Annotated in this window: 15 protein-coding genes and 1 riboswitch; of the genes, 5 read left to right on the top strand and 10 right to left on the bottom strand. The window is 74.6% G+C overall.

Annotated elements, in window-relative coordinates:
* Window positions 1-5 precede the first annotated feature (5 nt).
* The 7 genes from AB0469_RS12110 to AB0469_RS12080 form a co-directional block, all read right to left on the bottom strand.
* The gene (locus AB0469_RS12110) at window positions 6-1,466 is read right to left on the bottom strand and encodes a cobyrinate a,c-diamide synthase (RefSeq protein WP_366451231.1); all 1,461 of its coding nucleotides are present in this window, start codon (window positions 1,464-1,466) and stop codon (window positions 6-8) included.
* Entirely contained in the window at window positions 1,460-2,059 is a 600-nt protein-coding gene (cobO, locus tag AB0469_RS12105) for a cob(I)yrinic acid a,c-diamide adenosyltransferase (RefSeq protein WP_366451230.1), read from the bottom strand. The genes AB0469_RS12110 and cobO overlap by 7 nt, the downstream gene beginning before the upstream one ends.
* Window positions 2,059-4,143 (bottom strand): putative cobaltochelatase, encoded by a 2,085-nt coding sequence (locus AB0469_RS12100; RefSeq protein WP_366451229.1) that lies wholly within the window; start codon window positions 4,141-4,143, stop codon window positions 2,059-2,061. Before AB0469_RS12100 ends, cobO begins: the two co-directional genes overlap by 1 nt.
* Window positions 4,144-4,438: 295 nt before the next feature.
* Window positions 4,439-5,959 (bottom strand): cobyric acid synthase, encoded by a 1,521-nt coding sequence (locus AB0469_RS12095; protein WP_366451228.1) that lies wholly within the window; start codon window positions 5,957-5,959, stop codon window positions 4,439-4,441.
* A complete protein-coding gene (locus tag AB0469_RS12090) occupies window positions 5,956-6,927 on the bottom strand; it encodes a cobalamin biosynthesis protein (RefSeq protein WP_366451227.1) in 972 nt (323 codons plus the stop codon). Before AB0469_RS12090 ends, AB0469_RS12095 begins: the two co-directional genes overlap by 4 nt.
* Window positions 6,928-6,985: 58 nt before the next feature.
* Window positions 6,986-7,073: riboswitch (cobalamin riboswitch) on the bottom strand.
* Window positions 7,074-7,252: 179 nt separating this feature from the next.
* The gene (locus AB0469_RS12085; RefSeq protein ID WP_079425611.1) at window positions 7,253-7,474 is read right to left on the bottom strand and encodes a hypothetical protein; all 222 of its coding nucleotides are present in this window, start codon (window positions 7,472-7,474) and stop codon (window positions 7,253-7,255) included.
* A gap of 28 nt (window positions 7,475-7,502) precedes the next feature.
* Complete coding sequence (locus AB0469_RS12080; protein ID WP_366451226.1) at window positions 7,503-8,771, bottom strand: inorganic phosphate transporter; 1,269 nt, start codon at window positions 8,769-8,771, stop codon at window positions 7,503-7,505.
* A gap of 367 nt (window positions 8,772-9,138) precedes the next feature.
* On the opposite strand from AB0469_RS12080, the gene AB0469_RS12075 reads away from it, so the two are divergent.
* Both AB0469_RS12075 and AB0469_RS12070 read left to right on the top strand, forming a co-directional pair.
* A complete protein-coding gene (locus AB0469_RS12075) occupies window positions 9,139-10,269 on the top strand; it encodes a hypothetical protein (protein ID WP_366451225.1) in 1,131 nt (376 codons plus the stop codon).
* A gap of 299 nt (window positions 10,270-10,568) precedes the next feature.
* Window positions 10,569-11,891 carry a hypothetical protein gene (locus AB0469_RS12070; protein ID WP_366451413.1) on the top strand — a complete coding sequence of 441 codons (1,323 nt, stop codon included), beginning with the start codon at window positions 10,569-10,571 and terminating at the stop codon, window positions 11,889-11,891.
* A gap of 191 nt (window positions 11,892-12,082) precedes the next feature.
* On the opposite strand, the gene AB0469_RS12065 is transcribed toward AB0469_RS12070, so the two are convergent.
* A complete protein-coding gene (locus tag AB0469_RS12065) occupies window positions 12,083-12,478 on the bottom strand; it encodes a VOC family protein (RefSeq protein ID WP_042818149.1) in 396 nt (131 codons plus the stop codon).
* Between the two features lie 69 nt (window positions 12,479-12,547).
* Window positions 12,548-13,438 carry a neutral zinc metallopeptidase gene (locus tag AB0469_RS12060; RefSeq protein WP_366451224.1) on the bottom strand — a complete coding sequence of 297 codons (891 nt, stop codon included), beginning with the start codon at window positions 13,436-13,438 and terminating at the stop codon, window positions 12,548-12,550.
* Between the two features lie 220 nt (window positions 13,439-13,658).
* Between AB0469_RS12060 and AB0469_RS12055 the strand changes: the two genes are divergently transcribed.
* The 3 genes from AB0469_RS12055 to AB0469_RS12045 all read left to right on the top strand — a co-directional run bounded on the left by AB0469_RS12055 (window position 13,659) and on the right by AB0469_RS12045 (window position 16,809).
* Window positions 13,659-15,257 carry an ABC-F family ATP-binding cassette domain-containing protein gene (locus tag AB0469_RS12055; protein ID WP_366451223.1) on the top strand — a complete coding sequence of 533 codons (1,599 nt, stop codon included), beginning with the start codon at window positions 13,659-13,661 and terminating at the stop codon, window positions 15,255-15,257.
* A 353-nt stretch (window positions 15,258-15,610) separates the two neighbouring features.
* A complete protein-coding gene (locus tag AB0469_RS12050) occupies window positions 15,611-15,832 on the top strand; it encodes a helix-turn-helix domain-containing protein (protein WP_007263382.1) in 222 nt (73 codons plus the stop codon).
* A gap of 197 nt (window positions 15,833-16,029) precedes the next feature.
* Window positions 16,030-16,809 carry an enoyl-CoA hydratase/isomerase family protein gene (locus tag AB0469_RS12045; protein WP_042818142.1) on the top strand — a complete coding sequence of 260 codons (780 nt, stop codon included), beginning with the start codon at window positions 16,030-16,032 and terminating at the stop codon, window positions 16,807-16,809.
* A 57-nt stretch (window positions 16,810-16,866) separates the two neighbouring features.
* On the opposite strand, the gene AB0469_RS12040 is transcribed toward AB0469_RS12045, so the two are convergent.
* Window positions 16,867-17,622: an SDR family oxidoreductase gene (locus AB0469_RS12040; RefSeq protein WP_366451222.1), complete on the bottom strand. Its 756-nt coding sequence runs from the start codon at window positions 17,620-17,622 to the stop codon at window positions 16,867-16,869.
* Window positions 17,623-17,628: the final 6 nt, after the last annotated feature.

The raw sequence follows: 17,628 nt of genomic DNA, 5'->3' as shown, positions 1-17,628 counted from the left end.
CGGGGTCACGGGCGGGCCGCTGGAGCCGCCGCGAACTCCGCCGCGGCCGCCGCGAACCGGGACGCCACGGACGGCTGCGCCGCCCAGTGCGTGTGCAGGTAGCTCGCGTGCACGTTCCCCCGGACGAAGCCCTCGACGCGGCGTTCGGGGTGGGTGAACCCCCACGCCGGCGCGGCCCCGGCGCCCGGCTCGACCACCGTCCGGTGGAACTCGTGCCCCCGCAGCCGGGTGCCGGCCGCCGCGAGCGGGCTGTCCGACACCGCCACCGCCTCCCGGTAGCCGAGCGTGAGCCGCTCCGACATCCGGGCGTCGGCGTCGAGCACCCCGCACATGGGCTTCCCGTCCAGGGACCGCGCCAGGTAGAGGAGCCCGGCGCACTCCGCCGCGACCGGGCCGCCGGCCGCGGCGAAGGCCGCCACGGCCGCCCGGAGCGGCTCGTTGGCCGAGAGCTCCGGGGCGTAGACCTCCGGGAAGCCGCCGCCTATCACGAGCCCGTTCGTGCCCTCGGGCAGCGCCTCGTCCCGGAGCGGGTCGAAGGTGACGACCTCCGCCCCGGCGGCGCGCAGCAGTTCGGCGTGCTCGGCGTAGGAGAAGGTGAACGCCGGGCCTCCGGCTACGGCGATGAGAGGTCCCCCACCCCGCCCCTTCCCGAAACCGGGGGCTCCGCCCCCGGACCCTCCCCCGGCTGCCTCCGGGGGTGTCCCCAGCGCCTCGAACGCCGGCGAGGCCCGAAGGGGCGACCACGGCTCGCACGCCAGCGGCGGGGCGGTGCGCGCCAGGGCGAGCAGGGCCTCCAGGTCACAGCCCGCACGGACCTGCTCCGCCAGGGCGGCCACCGCCGCGACCGCGTCGGCCCGCCGCTCCGCCACCGGGACCAGGCCCAGGTGCCGGGAGGGGGTCGCGACCTGCGGGGCCCGCCTCAGGACGCCGAGGACCGGCATCCCGGCCTCCTCCAGGGCTTCCCTCAGCATGGCCTCGTGCCGGTCGGAGCCCACCTTGTTCAGGATCACCCCGCCCAGGCGCACCCGGGGGTCGAACGAGGCGAAGCCGTGGACCAGCGCCGCCACCGAACGGGACTGCGAGGAGGCGTCCACCACCAGTACCACCGGCGCCCGCAGCAGCTTCGCCACCTGCGCCGTCGACGCCAGCTCGCCGCGCCCGGCGGCCCCGTCGTAGAGCCCCATCACGCCCTCGACCACCGCGAGGTCGCACCCGGCGGCGCCGTGCGCGAACAGCGGGGCCACCAGCTCCGGCCCGCACATGAACGCGTCGAGGTTGCGCCCCGGCCGGCCCGTGGCCAGCGCGTGGTAGCCGGGGTCGATGTAGTCGGGCCCGGCCTTGTGCGGGGACACGGCGAGGCCGCGCTCCGCGAAGGCCGCCATCAGGCCCGTCGCCACGGTGGTCTTGCCGCTGCCGGAGGACGGCGCGGCGATGACCAGCCGCGGCACACTGGACGAGGTCACCACTCGATGCCCTTCTGGCCCTTCTGGCCGGCGTCCATGGGGTGCTTGACCTTGGTCATCTCGGTGACCAGGTCCGCGAACTCCAGCAGCTTCTCGGGGGCGTTGCGGCCGGTGATGACCACGTGCTGGGTGCCGGGCCGGTTGCGGAGGACCTCGATCACCTCGTCCACGTCGATCCAGCCCCAGTGCATCGGGTACGCGAACTCGTCCAGCACGTACAGCCGGTGCGTCTCGGCGGCCAGGTCGCGCTTGACCTGCTCCCAGCCCTCCTTCGCCGCCTGCTCGTTGTCGAGCTGCGCGTCGCGCTGGACCCAGGACCAGCCCTCGCCCATCTTGTGCCAGACGACGGAGCCGCCCTCACCGGAGGCGCCCAGCACCTTCAGCGCGTTCTCCTCGCCGACCTTCCACTTCGCCGACTTGACGAACTGGAACACCCCGATCGGCCAGCCCTGGTTCCAGGCCCGCAGCGCCAGCCCGAAGGCGGCCGTCGACTTGCCCTTGCCCGGTCCGGTGTGGACGAAGACGAGCGGGCGGTTGCGGCGCTGGCGCGTCGTGAGACCGTCGTCGGGAACGACGGTCGGCTGTCCCTGCGGCATTAGGCGGCCCTCCTGGAGACGCTGTCGAGTGACGCAGTGCGGGTCACTGCGGTACGTACGTTCTTGACGAGCCCGGCCAGCGAGTCGGCCCGCAGCCCGTCGAGGGTCACGGCGGGCGCGCCCAGATCGGCGGCCAGCGCCCCCGCGAGCCCCAGCCGCACCGGCCCGGACTCGCAGTCCACGACCACCGACGTGACGCCCTCGGCGGCCAGCAGCCGGGCGCTGCGCCCGGACAGTTCGCGGGGGTCGCCGCCGACGTCCCCGGCCGAGGTGGCCCGCCCGTCGGTGACGACCACGAGCAGCGGGCGCCGGGAGGGGTCCCGCAGCCGCTCCACGCGCAGCACCTCGCGGGCCTTGAGCAGGCCCGGGCCCAGGGGCGTGCGGCCGCCCGTCGGCAGCTTCTCCAGGCGGGCCGCGGCCGCGTCCACCGAGGAGGTGGGGGGCAGCGCCAGCTCGGCGCCCGCGCCGCGGAAGGTGATCAGGCCGACCTTGTCCCGGCGCTGGTAGGCGTCGAGGAGCAGGGAGAGCACCGCGCCCTTGACGGCGCCCATGCGCTGCCGGGCGGCCATCGAGCCGGAGGCGTCGACGCAGAACAGCACGAGGTTGCCCTCGCGGCCCTCGCGGGTCGCCTGCCGCAGGTCGTCCTTGCGCACGACGAGCCCCGGCCCGGAGCGCCCGCGCGCCTTCTGGTGCGGGGCGGCGGCGTGCACGGTCGCCGCCAGGTGCAGCTTCGTCAGCTGTCCCCGGGGGCGCTGGGCGCCGGTGGTCCGGCCGTGCGCGGTACGGGCCCGCGAGCGCCGGCCGGCCGCGCCCTCGCCGAGGCCGGGCACGCTCAGCATCTTGGTGCGGAACGGCTCGCCGGCCCCCACGGCGGCCTGTTCGGCCCCGCCGGACCCGCCCCGGGGCGCGGAGGGCTGCGGCTCGGGGGAGTCGCCCCCCTGCTCCGGGGCCTCCTCGGGGGCGTGGCCGGTCTCGGGGCCGCCGCCCTGCGGGGGCACCCCGCCACCGTCCCCGTCGGGGCCGCCGCCGTTGTCGTCCGGGCCCTCCGGCTCGGGCTCGGGCTCCGGCTCGTCGTCGGGGAAACCGTCGAGGATCTCGTCGAGCTTGTCCTCGTCCAGCCCGGGCGCGTCGAAGGGGTTGCGCCGACGCCGGTGCGGCAGCGCCAGCAGCGCCGCCTGACGGACGTCCTCCTTGCGGACGGAGGTCCGCCCGGCCCAGGCCGCCAGGGCGGTCGCCGTACGGGCCATCACGATGTCGGCCCGCATGCCGTCGACCTCGAAACCGGCGCAGGTGGCGGCGATCTGGAGCAGCGCGGTGTCCCCGAGCGCCACCTGCGGGAGCAGCGCCCGCGCGGCCACGACCCGGGCGCGGACCTCGCTCTCGTCCCCGGCCCAGCGGGCCGCGAAGCCCGCCGGATCGTCCTCGTACGCGAGCCGGCGGCGCACCACCTCGACGCGCTGCTCGGGCTCCCGCGAGGCGGCGACCTCCACGGTCAGCCCGAACCGGTCGAGGAGCTGCGGCCGCAGCTCGCCCTCCTCGGGGTTCATGGTGCCGACGAGCAGGAAGCGGGCGGCGTGGCGCACGGACACGCCCTCGCGCTCCACGTACGAGGCGCCCATCGCGGCCGCGTCGAGCAGGAGGTCGATGAGGTGGTCGTGGAGCAGGTTGACCTCGTCGACGTACAGGATCCCGCGGTGTGCGTCGGCCAGCAGGCCGGGCTCGAAGGCCTTCACGCCCTCGGCGAGGGCCCGCTCGATGTCGAGGGCGCCGACGAGGCGGTCCTCGGAGGCACCGACGGGCAGTTCGACCATCCGGGCGGGGCGCTCGGCGCCGGGGCCGGGCTCGTGCGGGCCGTCCGGACAGGCCGGGTCCGGTGCGGCGGGCGCGCAGGAGAACCGGCAGCCGGGGACGACGTCCACGTGGGGGAGCAGGGCGGAGAGCGCGCGTACGGCGGTGGACTTGGCGGTCCCCTTCTCACCGCGCACGAGCACACCGCCGACCGCGGGGCTCACGGCGTTGAGCAGGAGCGCCAGCCGCAGGTCGGCCTGGCCGACGACTGCGGTGAACGGGTAGGGGGTGCTCATGGGGTGCTCACTCCTCCAGTGCGGGTGCGGGTCCGCGTGCGCGGGTGGTCGGGGGCCGTGGTGCGGTGGCCGGGGCCGGGGGTGCCGCTGCGCGGAGCCGCTCCAGGGGGCTCCGCCCCCGGACCCCCGCGCCTCGATCTCCCCCGGCCACCGCTGGGAGGCACCCCCTGGCGGGGCTGGATTCCGCGCGGCGAAATTCCGGCCCGCGCGGTGTTCGAGCGCACCGGGTCCGGGGCGGAGCCCCGGTGGGCGGGGAAGGGGCGGGTAGGGGAACAGCCCCGCAGGGCCGCCCCCCTCACGGGGCGCCCGGGGGGAGGAAGGGGAGGCCCGTGGGGGCGCCCCCCTCGATCAGCCCCAGCAGCGCACGCGTATCGGCGTGTTCCTCGATCAGGTCGCCCAGCAGGTCCAGCTGCTCCTCCCGCAGGGCGGCGAAGGACGTGTCCGGCGACGGGACGAAGCGCCGCCCGGCAGCCGCCGCGACCTCCCGGAGGAACGCCCGGCGGAAGCCGTCCGACTCCAGCGAGCCGTGCCAGTGCGTGCCCCACACGGACCCCACCCGGCACCCGTCCAGGAACGGCTCGCCGCCCAGGACCTCGGCCACCCCGTGGTGGATCTCGTAGCCCGAGACCTCCTCGCCCAGGGCGGTGCCCACCGGCCGGGCCAGCGTCTTCTCGACGGCGAAGCGCACGCGCACCGGCAGCAGCCCCAGCCCCGCCACCGAGCCCGCCTTCGACTCGACCTCGTCCTCGATGTGCTCGCCGAGGGCCTGGAAGCCGCCGCAGATGCCCAGCACCGGGCGTCCCTCCGCGGCGCGCCGGGCCAGCGCGTCGGCCAGCCCCCGCTCGCGCAGCCACTCCAGCGCCTTCACCGTGCCGCGCGTGCCCGGTACGACGACCAGGTCCGCGTCGGCCAGCTCCTCGGCCCGGTCCACGAACCGCACGACCACGCCCGGCTCCGCCGCGAGCGCGTCGACGTCGGTGAAGTTCGACATCAGCGGCACGGCGCACACCGCGACCCGCAGCACGTCCTCGCCGACCGGCGGGGCCACGACGGACTCGCGCACCGCTCCCCGCAGGGAGACCCGCAGCCCGTCCTCCTCGTCGATGCCCAGCCCGTGCCGGAACGGCAGCACGCCGTACGTCGCCCGCCCCGTCAGGCCCCGGAGCATCTCCATGCCGGGCTCCAGCAGGGACACGTCGCCGCGGAACTTGTTGACCATGTAGCCGGCGATCAGCGACTGGTCCTCGGGCGACAGCAGCGCCGTCGTCCCGAAGAACGAGGCGAAGACCCCGCCCCGGTCGATGTCGCCGACGACCACCACCGGGAACCGCGCGGCCCGCGCGATGCCCATGTTCACGATGTCGGTCCGGCGCAGGTTGATCTCGGCCGGACTGCCCGCCCCCTCGCAGATCACGGCGTCATACGTGCCCCGCAGCTGCTCCAGGCAGTCCGTGACGATCCCGAGGAGCTGCTCCTGGCGGCCGCCGTGGTAGCCGCGGGCGCTCATCTCGCCCACCGGCCTGCCGAGCAGCACCACCTGGCTGCTGCGGTCGCTGCCGGGCTTGAGCAGGACCGGGTTCATCAGCGCGGTCGGCTCCACCCGGGCGGCCTGGGCCTGCATCGCCTGGGCCCGGCCGATCTCGGCGCCCTCGCGGGTCACGAACGAGTTCAGCGACATGTTCTGCGCCTTGAACGGGGCCACCTTCACGCCCTGGCGGGCCAGCCAGCGGCAGATGCCCGCCGTGACGACGCTCTTGCCCGCGTCGGAGGTCGTCCCCGCGACCAGCAGCCCGCCGCCGCGCCTGGTGCCGCTCATGCCCGACCCCTCCCCGTCCTCGCCGCGGCGGCCTTCGCCGCGGCGCACCGGACGGCCGCGCACGCGCCCAGCGCCAGCCAGGTCACCCGCCGCGACAGCCGTACGGCCCGCTCGATGTCCGCGACCTCCACGGGCCGCCCCCGCTCCCCGTTGAGCACGGCCCGGTGCTCGACCCGTCCCGCGTAGGACAGGGTCCCGCCCAGCCGGACGCCGAGCGCCCCGGCGAAGGAGGCCTCGACCGGGCCGGCGTTGGGGCTGGGGTGGGCGGCGGCGTCGGCGCGCCAGGCCCGCAGGGCTCCGCGCCGGTCGGGGCCGGCGGCCACGGCGGCGAGCGCCGTCAGCCGGGCTCCCGGCCAGCCGGCGAGGTCGTCCAGCCGGGCGGAGGCCCAGCCGTAGCGCAGGTGGCGGGGCGACTTGTGCCCCACCATCGCGTCCAGGGTGTTCACGGCGCGGAAGGCGAGCAGTCCGGGCACCCCGGCGACGGCCCCCCACACCAGGGCCCCGACGACCGCGTCGGAGGTGTTCTCCGCGACCGACTCCACGACGGCCCGGGCCATTCCCTGGCCGTCCAGGGCCTGCGGGTCGCGCCCGCACAGATGGGGGAGGCGTTCGCGGGCCACCTCGGTGTCCCCGGCGGCGAGCGCCCCGCCGATGGCGCGGGCCTCCCGGCCGAGGGTGGTGCCGCCGACGACGGCCCAGGTGGCCGCGGCGGTCAGGGCGATGCGGGCGGCCGCGGGCCGGGCGCGCACGGCGCGTGCGCCCAGCGCTCCGACGGCCGTGGCCGCGCCGGCGCATACGAGGGTGTGCAGGACGCCCCGGGCGCGGTCGTCGCGCCACAGGGCGCGCTCCACGGCGGCGGCGGCTCGTCCGAAGGCGGCCACGGGGTGCCCCCGGCGGGGATCCCCGAGGATCCGGTCGCCGATCAGGCCCGCCGTGACGCCGTACGCGAAGACGCGGTCGGCACGCATGGTGGCAGGTATGTCCTCACTCAGGGTCCGCGCCCTGGTTCGACGTGTCCGGCGGCGAGAGTTCCTGGCTCCCGGGTGGGCACGCGGCGCGTGCGTTCCCCGGTGACAGTGGCGGGACCGCGCCGGATTCGCACCGGACTTCCTCTCCATGCCGCCGTATTGGCTCGGGCAGTCCACCACGCCCCGCGAACGCCCGTCAACTTACCGTTGACCTGCGATGGGGCGGGGGACGGCCGGTGGGCGCCCAGGGGCCGCGGGTACGCGAAAACTCCCCCCGGGGATTCCCGGGGGGAGCCTTCGCACGCGGTGTCGCCGAGACCGGGTCTCAGCTGACGATCAGGTAGATCCCGTAGGCCACGGCCGCCGCGCAGAGCGCGAAGCAGGCGTAGGCGCCGCTGCGGGCCAGGGCGGCGGTGCCGCCCTGCTCGGTGGCTGCCTCGTGCTTGGAGAGGCCCACCAGGCCCAGGCTGAAGAGGGCCACGAGGGCGACGGTCGCGGAGAGGCTGACCCCGAAGACGGAGCCGAGTGCTGCCCAGTCGATCTTCATACTGCCGTTTCCTCTGTCGTTCTCGGGATCAGACCGCGGCGGCCGGAGCCGTCGGGGTCTGCGGGTTCGCCGTGGCGGCCGGGATGGTGGCCTTGAGGTCCTCGTCGGTCACGGCGGCGGTGGTGCCGGCGACCGGGGGGACGGCGACGGCGGCGATGGCGGTGGTGACCACGCCGGGCTGCTCGGCCTCGTCGGCGGAGGCCCCGTTGACGTTGGTGTGGTCGACGACCTGGCGGCGGGAGATCAGCCAGATGGCGACGCAGGAGGCGACCAGGAAGACGGCGACGGCGACGACGCCGACGTCACCGGTGCGCATGACCAGCTCGGCGCCCGCGGAGACGAGGGCGGCGGCCGGCAGGGTCAGGCCCCACGCGACGAACATGCGGGTGGCGGTGGACCAGCGGACCACACCGCCCTTGCGGCCCAGACCCGCGCCCATCACCGCGCCGGAGCAGGCGTGGGTGGTGGAGAGGGAGAAGCCGAGGTTGGAGGACGCCAGGATGACGCTCGCGGCCGAGGTCTGGGCGGCGAAGCCCTGCTGCGGGTGCAGGTCGGTCAGGCCGCTGCCCAGGGTGCGGATGATGCGCCAGCCGCCCAGGTAGGTGCCCATCGCGATCGCCGTGCCGGCGGAGACGATGACCCAGACCGGGGGGTTCGAGCCGGGGGCGAGGGCGCCGCCGGCGACCAGGGCCAGGGTGATGATGCCCATCGTCTTCTGCGCGTCGTTGGTGCCGTGCGCGAGGGAGACGAGGCCGGCGGAAGCGATCTGGCCCGCCTTGTAGCCCTTGGCGGAGGTCTTGGGGCCGACCTTGCCGTTCAGCTTGTACGTGACCTTGGCGGCCAGCATCGCTGCCACACCGGCCACGATCGGGGCGGCCACGGCCGGGATGAGCACCTTGGTGACGACGACGTCGCCGTTGACCGCGCCGAGGCCGGCGGAGGCGACCGCGGCACCGATCAGGCCGCCCATCAGGGCGTGCGAGGAGCTGGAGGGGAGTCCGACCAGCCAGGTGACCAGGTTCCAGAGGATCGCGCCGACGAGGGCGGCGAAGATCACTTCGGGCTGGATGCCCTCTTCGTTGACGAGACCCTTGGAGATCGTCTTGGCGACCTCCACGGACATGAACGCGCCGACGAGGTTGAGCACGGCGGACATGGCCACCGCCGTCTTGGGCTTGAGGGCGCCGGTCGAGATGGTGGTGGCCATCGCGTTGGCTGTGTCGTGGAAACCGTTCGTGAAGTCGAACACGAGAGCGGTGATGATCACGATCCCGAGGAGAAGCGTTATGTGCTCCATTTACCCAGGCTTCTGTTTGGCGTCAGTGGCTCGGCGAACGTAGGCAACCTGGGTGAACGGAAGATGAACTGACTTCGGCGGAGTGGTGTCGCAGGGCGGCACCCCATCGGACCCTTCGTCCCGATTCTTTCGTAGTTATCGCCATTCATGCACGTCAGAGCCGGGTGAACGGGACGTTCCGAGCGGGTGCGCGGACCCGTTCGGGCCCCCTCGGCGACAGGGAAAGAGAGGTAGATCACTCCGCTTGCCCCGCCCCTCTCCCGGTCGTCCGCCGACCGGCCCCCGCTCGGGTTCCGCTTGGGCGCCGTCCGGGCGCCGCCGGAGCCCTCCGGTGGCCCTTGCGCCCCCGCGCCTCGACACTGGAGCGGTGCGTACCGCCACTGCGACGGCCGCGGCCGTCACCTCGACCCTGATCGGTGCCGGAGCGGCCGCCGTCCTGGCCGGCCGGTACGCCGCCGACGCCGCCCTGCGGTCCGAACCCGGCCGCCCGCCGGCCGGCAGCCCCCGCCTGGTCGTCCACTCGGCCGAAGGCGACCGGATCGTGCTCACCCGCTCCCTGGCCTCCCTGCGCCCCGGCGTCCACGGCCTGGCCGCGCCCGGGGTGCACGCCGCCGTCGGCCCGGTCCTCGACGGCGTCCCGCACGACCCGGCCACCGTCGTGCGCCGCCTGCTGCGGGTCAGCCACGGCTCCCTGGAGCCCGGCACCCGCGTCACCCTCACGCCGCAGGTGTACTCGGGGAACCCCCGCACGGCCCTCGGCCTGGACCACGCCGACGTGGACGTCCCCGGGGAGCTCGGCCCGCTCCCCGCCTGGTTCGTGCCCCAGGTCCGGCAGACCTGGGTGATCACCGTCCACGGGCTCGGCGCCGGCCGGGAGCACCCGATGGTGGTCATGCCCTTCCTGCACCGCCTCCGGCTCCCGGTCCTCTCCCTCGCCTACCGGGGCGACCTCGGCGCCCCCGCCTCCCCGGACGGCCTGGGCCACCTCGGCGAGTCCGAGTGGCGGGACGTGGACGCCGCGATCCGCTACGCCCTGCGCTACGGCGCCCGGCGCATCGTCCTGCACGGCTGGTCCACCGGTGCCGCCATGGCCGTGCACGCCGCCGAGCGCTCGGCCCTGTCCGGCCGGATCGCGGGCCTGGTGCTCGACTCGCCCGTCCTCGACTGGCACACCACCCTGCGCAACCTGATCGTGGCCCGCCGCACCCCGGCCCCGCTGGTCCCGTTCGCCGTACGGGCCGCCGAGAGCCGCGCGGGGCTGCGCGTGGACCACCGGGGGCCGTTCGCGGACCCCGGCGCCGTCCGCGTCCCCGTGCTGCTCGTCCACGGGCCCGACGACACCCTCGCCCCCTGGGCGCCCTCGCGCCGGCTCGCCGCCGCCCGGCCCGACCTCGTCACCCTGCACACCGTCCCGGGCGCCGCGCACGGGGCGATGTGGAACGCCGACCCGGCCGGCTACGAGGAGGCGCTGCGGCGCTTCCTCGTGCCGCTCATGTGACCGCACGGGCGACCCCGCTCCCCACCCCGCGAGGGGCGGGCGCGGCTCCACAAACAAGGGGTTACGGGAGGCGTCTTGTGGCGCTGGAGTGAAGGCGGTGTGGCGGACGGGACGGGGTGGGTGGTCTGTCCCGGTTCCTCCACCCCATGACCTGTGGAAATGACCCGTTCCGTTTGGGCTTTCGGCCAGTGACGGGCGAGACTGCTTCCGTGACGTCCCGAAAGCCTGATGAGCAGTTGGCTCGCGACTCCAGACTCCGACTCGTCTCCCCGCGCTCCGTCGCCACGGCGCGCAAGGCGGTGACCGACCGGCGAACCCGGCCGGCCACCCGGCCCCCGGCGGGCACCCCCGCCACGGCGGACCTGGCGAACCGCGCCCGGGCCTCGCTGGCCGACGCGGTACGGCTGGCCCGCTGGGCCGAAGTGAACCTCGGTGCCGGCGACGGCGGCCGCCCCGCCCCCTCCGGCGCCCTGCCCGCCGTCGACGTCGAACGGGCCGCCGCGGAACTGGGCCTGACGCACGGCCAGATCAGGGTCGGCTGGGACCGCGCCCGGCTCTCCGGCCTCGTCGAGGTGCACGGCGGCCAGGCCAGGCCCGGCTGGCGGCTGCGGGCCTGGGACCGGGACGACACCGCCGTGCTGCGCGGCTGGGTCGCCCTCTTCGACGCCTGGTCCCTCGTCCACCCGGCCCCCGCCGACATCGCCCCCTCGGCCGTCGCCGAGGTCGTCGAGGCGATGCCCCAGCTGCTCTCCCTGCTCCAGCTGTCCGCCGGTCCCGTGACCGTCCCGGACCTGCTGGACCTGCTGGGACAGCGGGTCACCGAACTGCGCGACGAGCGCTGCGAGGTCCCCTACGGGGCGGAGCCCGCCCAGGGCCCGGCCTCCGCGGAACCCCGCGCCCTCCCGCTCGCCCGGCTGCTGCGCTGGGCGCTCGGCGGGCTCGCCGCCGTGGACGCCGTCACCCTCGGCCCCGCGCAGGCCGCCCTGACCCCGCTCGGCAGCTGGGCCGTCTGGGTCAAGCTGGAGCAGATCTGCGTCGCCGCCCAGAGCCCGGCCGGGAACATCGAGCAGTCCGCGGCCGCCATGCTGCACGGCTGCGCCCGGCTGACCCCCGGGCCGGCCCGCGCCGAGTACCGGGCCTGGCTCGCCGCCCGGCCCGTCGGCCACGCCGTCAGCGAGCTGCTGCACGCCGCCCGGGGCGAGGACGCCCTGCTGCGGGGCCTCGCCTTCGAGGCGCTGCGCGTGGTCGGCGCCCCCGCCGAGCCCGAGGTGCGCGCCGCCGTCCGCGAGCCCGCCCTGCGGCCCTACGCCCTGCTCTGGCTCGCCGAGCACGACGGGGTGGACCCGGACGAGGCCCAGGACGTCCTCACGCCCGAGGAGTCCACCTGGCTCTGGGTGGACACGGCCGCCGCCATCGCCGACCACGGCGAGGCCGAGCTGCTCGCCCGCCACCTCGACTCCGCCGTACGCACCACCGTGCCCCGGCTGCTCGACGAGGTCCGGGCCGTCGGCCACCCGCGCACCGTGCAGGTCCTGGTCGCGCTGGCCGCCGCCCATCCCGACCCGGCCCTGGCCAAGGCGGTCCGGCGGGCCGCCTTCCAGGTCCACACCGGCGGCGCGTGAGCCCTGGCCGGGCGGTCACCGGTGCCGTGCGCCGTGGGCGGCCCGGCCCGCGGGCAGCCTGCGGGTGGGGGGCCGGTCGCGCAGTGGCCGGCACCCCCGGGGGAGCGGGGGCCGGTCGGTACGTGCGGGTCCGTCGGGGCCGGTCGCGCAGTTCCCCGCACCCCTGAGGGGTGCGGGGCGCGGCCGGCCGGTCAGAGCTGCGGGGCGTACGTGCCGAAGCTCCAGACGTTGCCCTCGGCGTCCCGGGCCATGTAGTCCCGCGAGCCGTAGTCCTGGTCGGTGGGCTCCATGAGGATCTCCACGCCGTGCTCGGCCGCCCGCCGGTGGTGGGCGTCCACGTCGTCGACCACGATGTAGACCCCCGACGGACCGGCCGTCTCCATGACCTTGTCGTACACCCCGCCGCGCCCCTTGCTGCCCAGCATCACCGCGCCGTTGCCGTACGCCAGCTCCGCGTGCATCACCGCGCCGTCGTCGCCCTCGTAGACCGCGACCTGGGTGAACCCGAACGCCTCGGTGAGCTGCTGGATCGCCGCCTTCGCGTCGCGGTAGAGCAGCGCGGGGTAGATGGACGGAACGCCTGCCATGACGGTCACTCCCTCTCGTAACGGTGGCCCAAGTGATCCACGTCACAGCATGGCAGGCGCCACTGACACTCAGCGGAAGGTGTCGCACCGGGCCATGTCGCCCGTGCGGTAGCCCTGGTGGAACCACTGCTGGCGCTGCTGCGCCGAACCGTGGGTCCAGGACTCCGGGGTGACCCGGCCCTGGAACTTCTCCTGGATCCGGTCGTCCCCCACCGCCGCCGCCGCGTCCAGCCCGTCGCGGATGTCCTGGTCGGTGAGGTTCGTGATCAGCGGCCGCCCCGTGGACTCGTCCGGGGTCCGCGTCGCGTTGCGCGCCCACACCCCGGCGTAGCAGTCGGCCTGGAGCTCGACCTTCACCGCGTTGCTGTTCGCGCCCGTCTGCCCGTTCTGGGCCCGGGCCAGCGTGCCCGTCAGGTTCTGGACGTGGTGCCCGTACTCGTGGGCGATGACGTACGCCTGGGCGAAGGGGCCGCCGTGCGCCCCGAAGGTGGTCCGCAGCTCCTCGAAGAACCCGAGGTCGAGGTAGACCTGCCGGTCCGCCGGGCAGTAGAAGGGCCCGACCGCCTTGGTGGCCGCCCCGCAGGCGGTGTTCACCCGGCCGGTGAAGAAGACCGTCGACGCGGGGCCGTACGTCCCGCCGCGCCGCCTGAACTCCTGCCTCCAGAAGTCCTGTGTGCTGTTCACCACGGCGACGAGCCGGCAGTCCTCCCGGGCGTTGGCGTCGCTGCCCTTCTTGCAGGACTGCTGGACCTGGGCGGCCGAGGAGGCCGTCGAGACCGGCTCCGGGCTCCCGTCGGACAGCCCCAGCTGGTCCGGCCCCACGCCGAAGAGCAGGCCCAGGACCAGGGCGATCAGTCCGACGACCCCGCCGCCGACCGTGGCCCGGCCGCCCGGGATGCGGCTGCTGCGGACGTCCTTGACCTCGGACGTGTCCAGATCGGCGTCGTCGTCGAACTGCATGCCCCACCGCCCTCCACGCGTGGCCAACCCCTTCATCCTGATACGTGCCCGGCCCGTCCGGGGCGGCCCTTCGGCCGGACGGGTGAGGGGCGGGCCCCGAAAAGTGGTTGCGCACCCCCGTTAGAATGGCTTCATGGCAAATCTCCTCGCGGATTAGCGGCGTCGAAGAACGCGCGTCCCGCCCCGCCTTCCGCCGTCCATACCGCCCTGGAGTATTTCCGTGATCACCGCCACCGGCATCGAGCTGCGCGCCGGCGCCCGCGTCCTCATCGAGTCCGCTTCCTTCCGCATCGCCAAGGGCGACCGCATCGGCCTGGTCGGCCGCAACGGAGCGGGCAAGACCACCCTCACCAAGTGCCTGGCCGGCGAGGGCCAGCCCGCCGCCGGCAGCATCGCCCGCTCCGGCGAGGTCGGCTACCTCCCGCAGGACCCGCGCACCGGCGACCTCGACGTCCTGGCCCGCGACCGGATCCTCTCCGCCCGCGGCCTCGACGTCCTGATCAAGAAGATGCGGATGAACGAGGAGCGCATCGCCAACGGCTCCGGCGCCACCCGCGAGAAGGCCCTGCGCCAGTACGAGCGCCAGGAGACCGAGTTCCTCACCAAGGGCGGGTACGCCGCCGAGTCCGAGGCCGCGACCATCTCGGCCGCCCTCAGCCTCCCCGACCGGGTCCTCGGCCAGCCGCTGCACACCCTCTCCGGCGGTCAGCGCCGCCGCGTCGAGCTCGCCCGCATCCTCTTCTCGGACGCCGACACCCTGCTCCTCGACGAGCCCACGAACCACCTCGACGCCGACTCGATCATCTGGCTGCGCGACTACCTGAAGAACTACCGCGGCGGCTTCGTCGTGATCTCCCACGACGTCGACCTGGTCGAGACCGTGGTCAACAAGGTCTTCTACCTCGACGCCAACCGCTCGGTCATCGACATCTACAACATGGGCTGGAAGCTCTACCAGCAGCAGCGCGAGGCCGACGAGAAGCGCCGCAAGCGCGAGCGCCAGAACGCCGAGAAGAAGGCCGCCGCCCTCAACTCGCAGGCCGACAAGATGCGCGCCAAGGCGACCAAGACCGTCGCCGCCCAGAACATGGCCAAGCGCGCCGAGCGCCTGCTCTCCGGCCTGGAGGCGGTCCGCGTCTCCGACAAGGTCGCCAAGCTCCGCTTCCCGGACCCGGCGCCCTGCGGCAAGACCCCGCTGACCGCCGAGGGCCTGTCGAAGTCGTACGGTTCCCTGGAGATCTTCACCGACGTCGACCTCGCCATCGACAAGGGCTCCCGCGTGGTCATCCTCGGCCTCAACGGCGCGGGCAAGACCACCCTGCTGCGCCTGCTCGCGGGCGCCGAGCAGCCCGACACGGGCCAGGTCACCCCCGGCCACGGCCTCAAGCTCGGCTACTACGCCCAGGAGCACGAGACGCTCGACCCGGACCGCACGGTCCTGGAGAACATGCGCTCCTCCGCCCCCGACCTGGACCTGGTCGACGTGCGCAAGACGCTCGGCTCCTTCCTGTTCTCCGGCGACGACGTCGACAAGCCGGCGGGCGTGCTCTCCGGCGGCGAGAAGACCCGTCTGGCCCTGGCCACCCTGGTGGTCTCCTCGGCGAACGTGCTGCTCCTCGACGAGCCCACCAACAACCTCGACCCGGCCAGCCGCGAGGAGATCCTCGGCGCGCTGCGCACGTACAAGGGCGCGGTCATCCTCGTCACCCACGACGAGGGCGCCGTGGAGGCCCTGGAGCCGGAGCGGATCATCCTGCTCCCGGACGGGGTCGAGGACCTGTGGGGCCCGGACTACCGGGACCTGGTCGCCCTCGCCTGAGCCCCCGCCGCCGGGTTGATCCAATCCCGTATGGATCATTCGGCGCAGACGTGATCCATCATCTGAGTGAGACGGTCTCGTACCGTCGCCCTCTGTACAGCGACCCCGGCCGCCTCCTCACGGATGCGCGTCCGGGGTCGACTGCTTCCGGCGACCTGCCCCTGACCTGGTGATTCCTCTCGGTGACGGAGGAATGTGACGGAGGTCATGCAGCGGAAGAGGAGATTCCGTTCTGCTCGGGTGTCCACGGGCTGAGAAATGCCGTCCGACCGACCTTGCTGAATGGGTGGCCAGGAAGCCGGGGAGGGGTGATCATGAGAAGCACAGAGCGCACTTCCCATGAGGAGGCACGGGTGGCCGAGACTCTGAAGAAGGGCAGCCGGGTGACCGGCGCCGCGCGCGACAAGCTCGCGGCAGACCTGAAGAAGAAGTACGACTCCGGTGCGAGTATCCGGGCGCTGGCCGAAGAGACCGGCCGGTCCTACGGATTCGTCCACCGGATGCTCAGCGAGTCCGGAGTCACGCTGCGTGGTCGCGGTGGCGCGACGCGCGGCAAGAAGGCGGCCGCGGCCTGACCCTGGCCCACAGGCCGGGGCGGTGCCGAGGACCGTCCGACAGCTCCGTTCCGTTCCATGTTGTCCCACGCTGTACCGCTGCTGTTCCGTACATGGTTCCTTCGGTGACCCCCGGTCGGCCCCCAGGTCGGCTGGGTGGTTACTGTGCAGTCACTTAGGCCGGACGTCCGGCCATGACTGCACACCGGAGGCACCAGATGGCTCTGCTCGACAAGGATGGCGTACGGCTCACCATCGACGACACGGTCGCCACGGTGACGCTGACCAATCCGGCCAAGCGAAACGCTCAATCCCCCGCGCTCTGGCGGGCGTTGGCGGAGGCCGGACGGTCGCTGCCCGGCACGGTCCGGGTCGTCGTGCTGCGCGGCGAGGGCAAGTCCTTCTCCGCGGGGCTCGACCGGCAGGCGTTCACCCCCGAGGGTTTCGAGGGCGAGCCGTCCTTCCTCGATCTGGCGCGCGGTTCCGACGAACTGCTCGACTCCACGATCGCCGAGTACCAGGAGGCCTTCACCTGGTGGCGCCGCAATGACATCGTCTCCATCGCCGCCGTGCAGGGGCACGCCATCGGCGCCGGCTTCCAGCTCGCGCTCGCGTGCGACCTGCGGGTCGTCGCGGACGACGTGCAGTTCGCCATGCGCGAGACCAGCCTGGGCCTGGTCCCCGACCTGGCCGGCACCCAGCCGCTGACCGCCCTGGTCGGCTACGCCCGCGCGCTCGAGATCTGCGCGACGGGCCGCTTCGTGCACGCCGAGGAGGCCGAGCGGGTGGGCCTGGCGAACCTGGTCGTCCCGGCCGACGAGCTCGACGCCGCCGTCCAGGACCTCACCACCGCCCTGCTGGCGCCGCCGCGCGACGCCGTCATCGAGACCAAGGCCCTGCTGCGCACGGCCGGCTCCCGCCCGTACGACGACCAGCGCGCCGCCGAACGCGCAGCCCAGGCCCGCCGCCTGCGCGACCTCGCGGGCCTGTCGGACTGACCTCTCCGGACGCCGGCGGGGCCCTGCGCGGCCCGGCCGGCGTCCGCAGCCGGCTGTTCAGAAGCCGTGGCGGGAGCCGCCGTCCACCGGGAGCATCACACCCGTGAGGTAGGAGGCCGCCGGCGAGAGGAAGAACGCCGCCGTGCGGCCGAACTCCTCCGGCGTGCCGTAGCGCCGCAGCGGGATCCGGGACTCGTGCAGCGAGCGCGCGGCCGCCGCGTCGCCGGACAGCGCGTCCAGCTCCCGCACCCGGTCGGTGTCGATCCGGGCCGGCAGCAGCCCGATCACCCGGATCCCGCGCGGCCCCAGGTCCACCGAGAGGGACTTCGCGAAGCCCGCCAGCCCCGGCCGCAGGCCGTTCGAGATGGTCAGGCCGGGGATCGGCTCGTGCACCGAGCCCGACAGGACGAAGCCGATGACCCCGCCCTCGCCCAGCTCCGCGGCCGCCGCCCGCGCCAGCCGTACCGCGCCCAGGAAGACCGACTCGAACGCCGCCGCCCACTGCTCGTCGGTGTTGTCGGCCGCGACGCCCGGCGCCGGTCCGCCGACGCTGATGAGGATGCCGTCGAGCCGCCCGAAGCGCGCCTTGGCCTCGGCCACCAGCCGCCCCGCGGACCCGGGGTCGGAGTTGTCCGCCGCCAGGCCCACCGCGTCCGGCCCCAGTCCGGCGGCCGCGGCCGCCGCCCGTTCCCCGTCCCGCCCGGTCAGCAGTACCTTCGCGCCCTCGGCGGCCAGTTCCCGGGCGGAGGCGAAGCCCAGGCCGCGGGTGGCGCCGGTGACGATGTAGACACGGTCCTTCAGTCCAAGATCCATACGGCC

The organism is Streptomyces sp. NPDC093801, from assembly GCF_040701585.1.
Taxonomy (GTDB): domain Bacteria; phylum Actinomycetota; class Actinomycetes; order Streptomycetales; family Streptomycetaceae; genus Streptomyces.
This window is presented reverse-complemented; position numbering and strand designations above follow the sequence as displayed.

What these genes read in the sequence shown, in the direction of transcription:
- cobO (WP_366451230.1), bottom strand. Translation starts at nt 2,059, where the DNA reads ATGCCGCAGGGACAGCCGACCGTCGTTCCCGACGACGGTCTCACGACG.
- AB0469_RS12100 (WP_366451229.1), bottom strand. Translation starts at nt 4,143, where the DNA reads ATGAGCACCCCCTACCCGTTCACCGCAGTCGTCGGCCAGGCCGACCTG.
- AB0469_RS12095 (WP_366451228.1), bottom strand. Translation starts at nt 5,959, where the DNA reads ATGAGCGGCACCAGGCGCGGCGGCGGGCTGCTGGTCGCGGGGACGACC.
- AB0469_RS12090 (WP_366451227.1), bottom strand. Translation starts at nt 6,927, where the DNA reads ATGCGTGCCGACCGCGTCTTCGCGTACGGCGTCACGGCGGGCCTGATC.
- AB0469_RS12085 (WP_079425611.1), bottom strand. Translation starts at nt 7,474, where the DNA reads ATGAAGATCGACTGGGCAGCACTCGGCTCCGTCTTCGGGGTCAGCCTC.
- AB0469_RS12080 (WP_366451226.1), bottom strand. Translation starts at nt 8,771, where the DNA reads ATGGAGCACATAACGCTTCTCCTCGGGATCGTGATCATCACCGCTCTC.
- AB0469_RS12065 (WP_042818149.1), bottom strand. Translation starts at nt 12,478, where the DNA reads ATGGCAGGCGTTCCGTCCATCTACCCCGCGCTGCTCTACCGCGACGCG.
- AB0469_RS12060 (WP_366451224.1), bottom strand. Translation starts at nt 13,438, where the DNA reads ATGCAGTTCGACGACGACGCCGATCTGGACACGTCCGAGGTCAAGGAC.
- AB0469_RS12045 (WP_042818142.1), top strand. Translation starts at nt 16,030, where the DNA reads ATGGCTCTGCTCGACAAGGATGGCGTACGGCTCACCATCGACGACACG.
- AB0469_RS12040 (WP_366451222.1), bottom strand. Translation starts at nt 17,622, where the DNA reads ATGGATCTTGGACTGAAGGACCGTGTCTACATCGTCACCGGCGCCACC.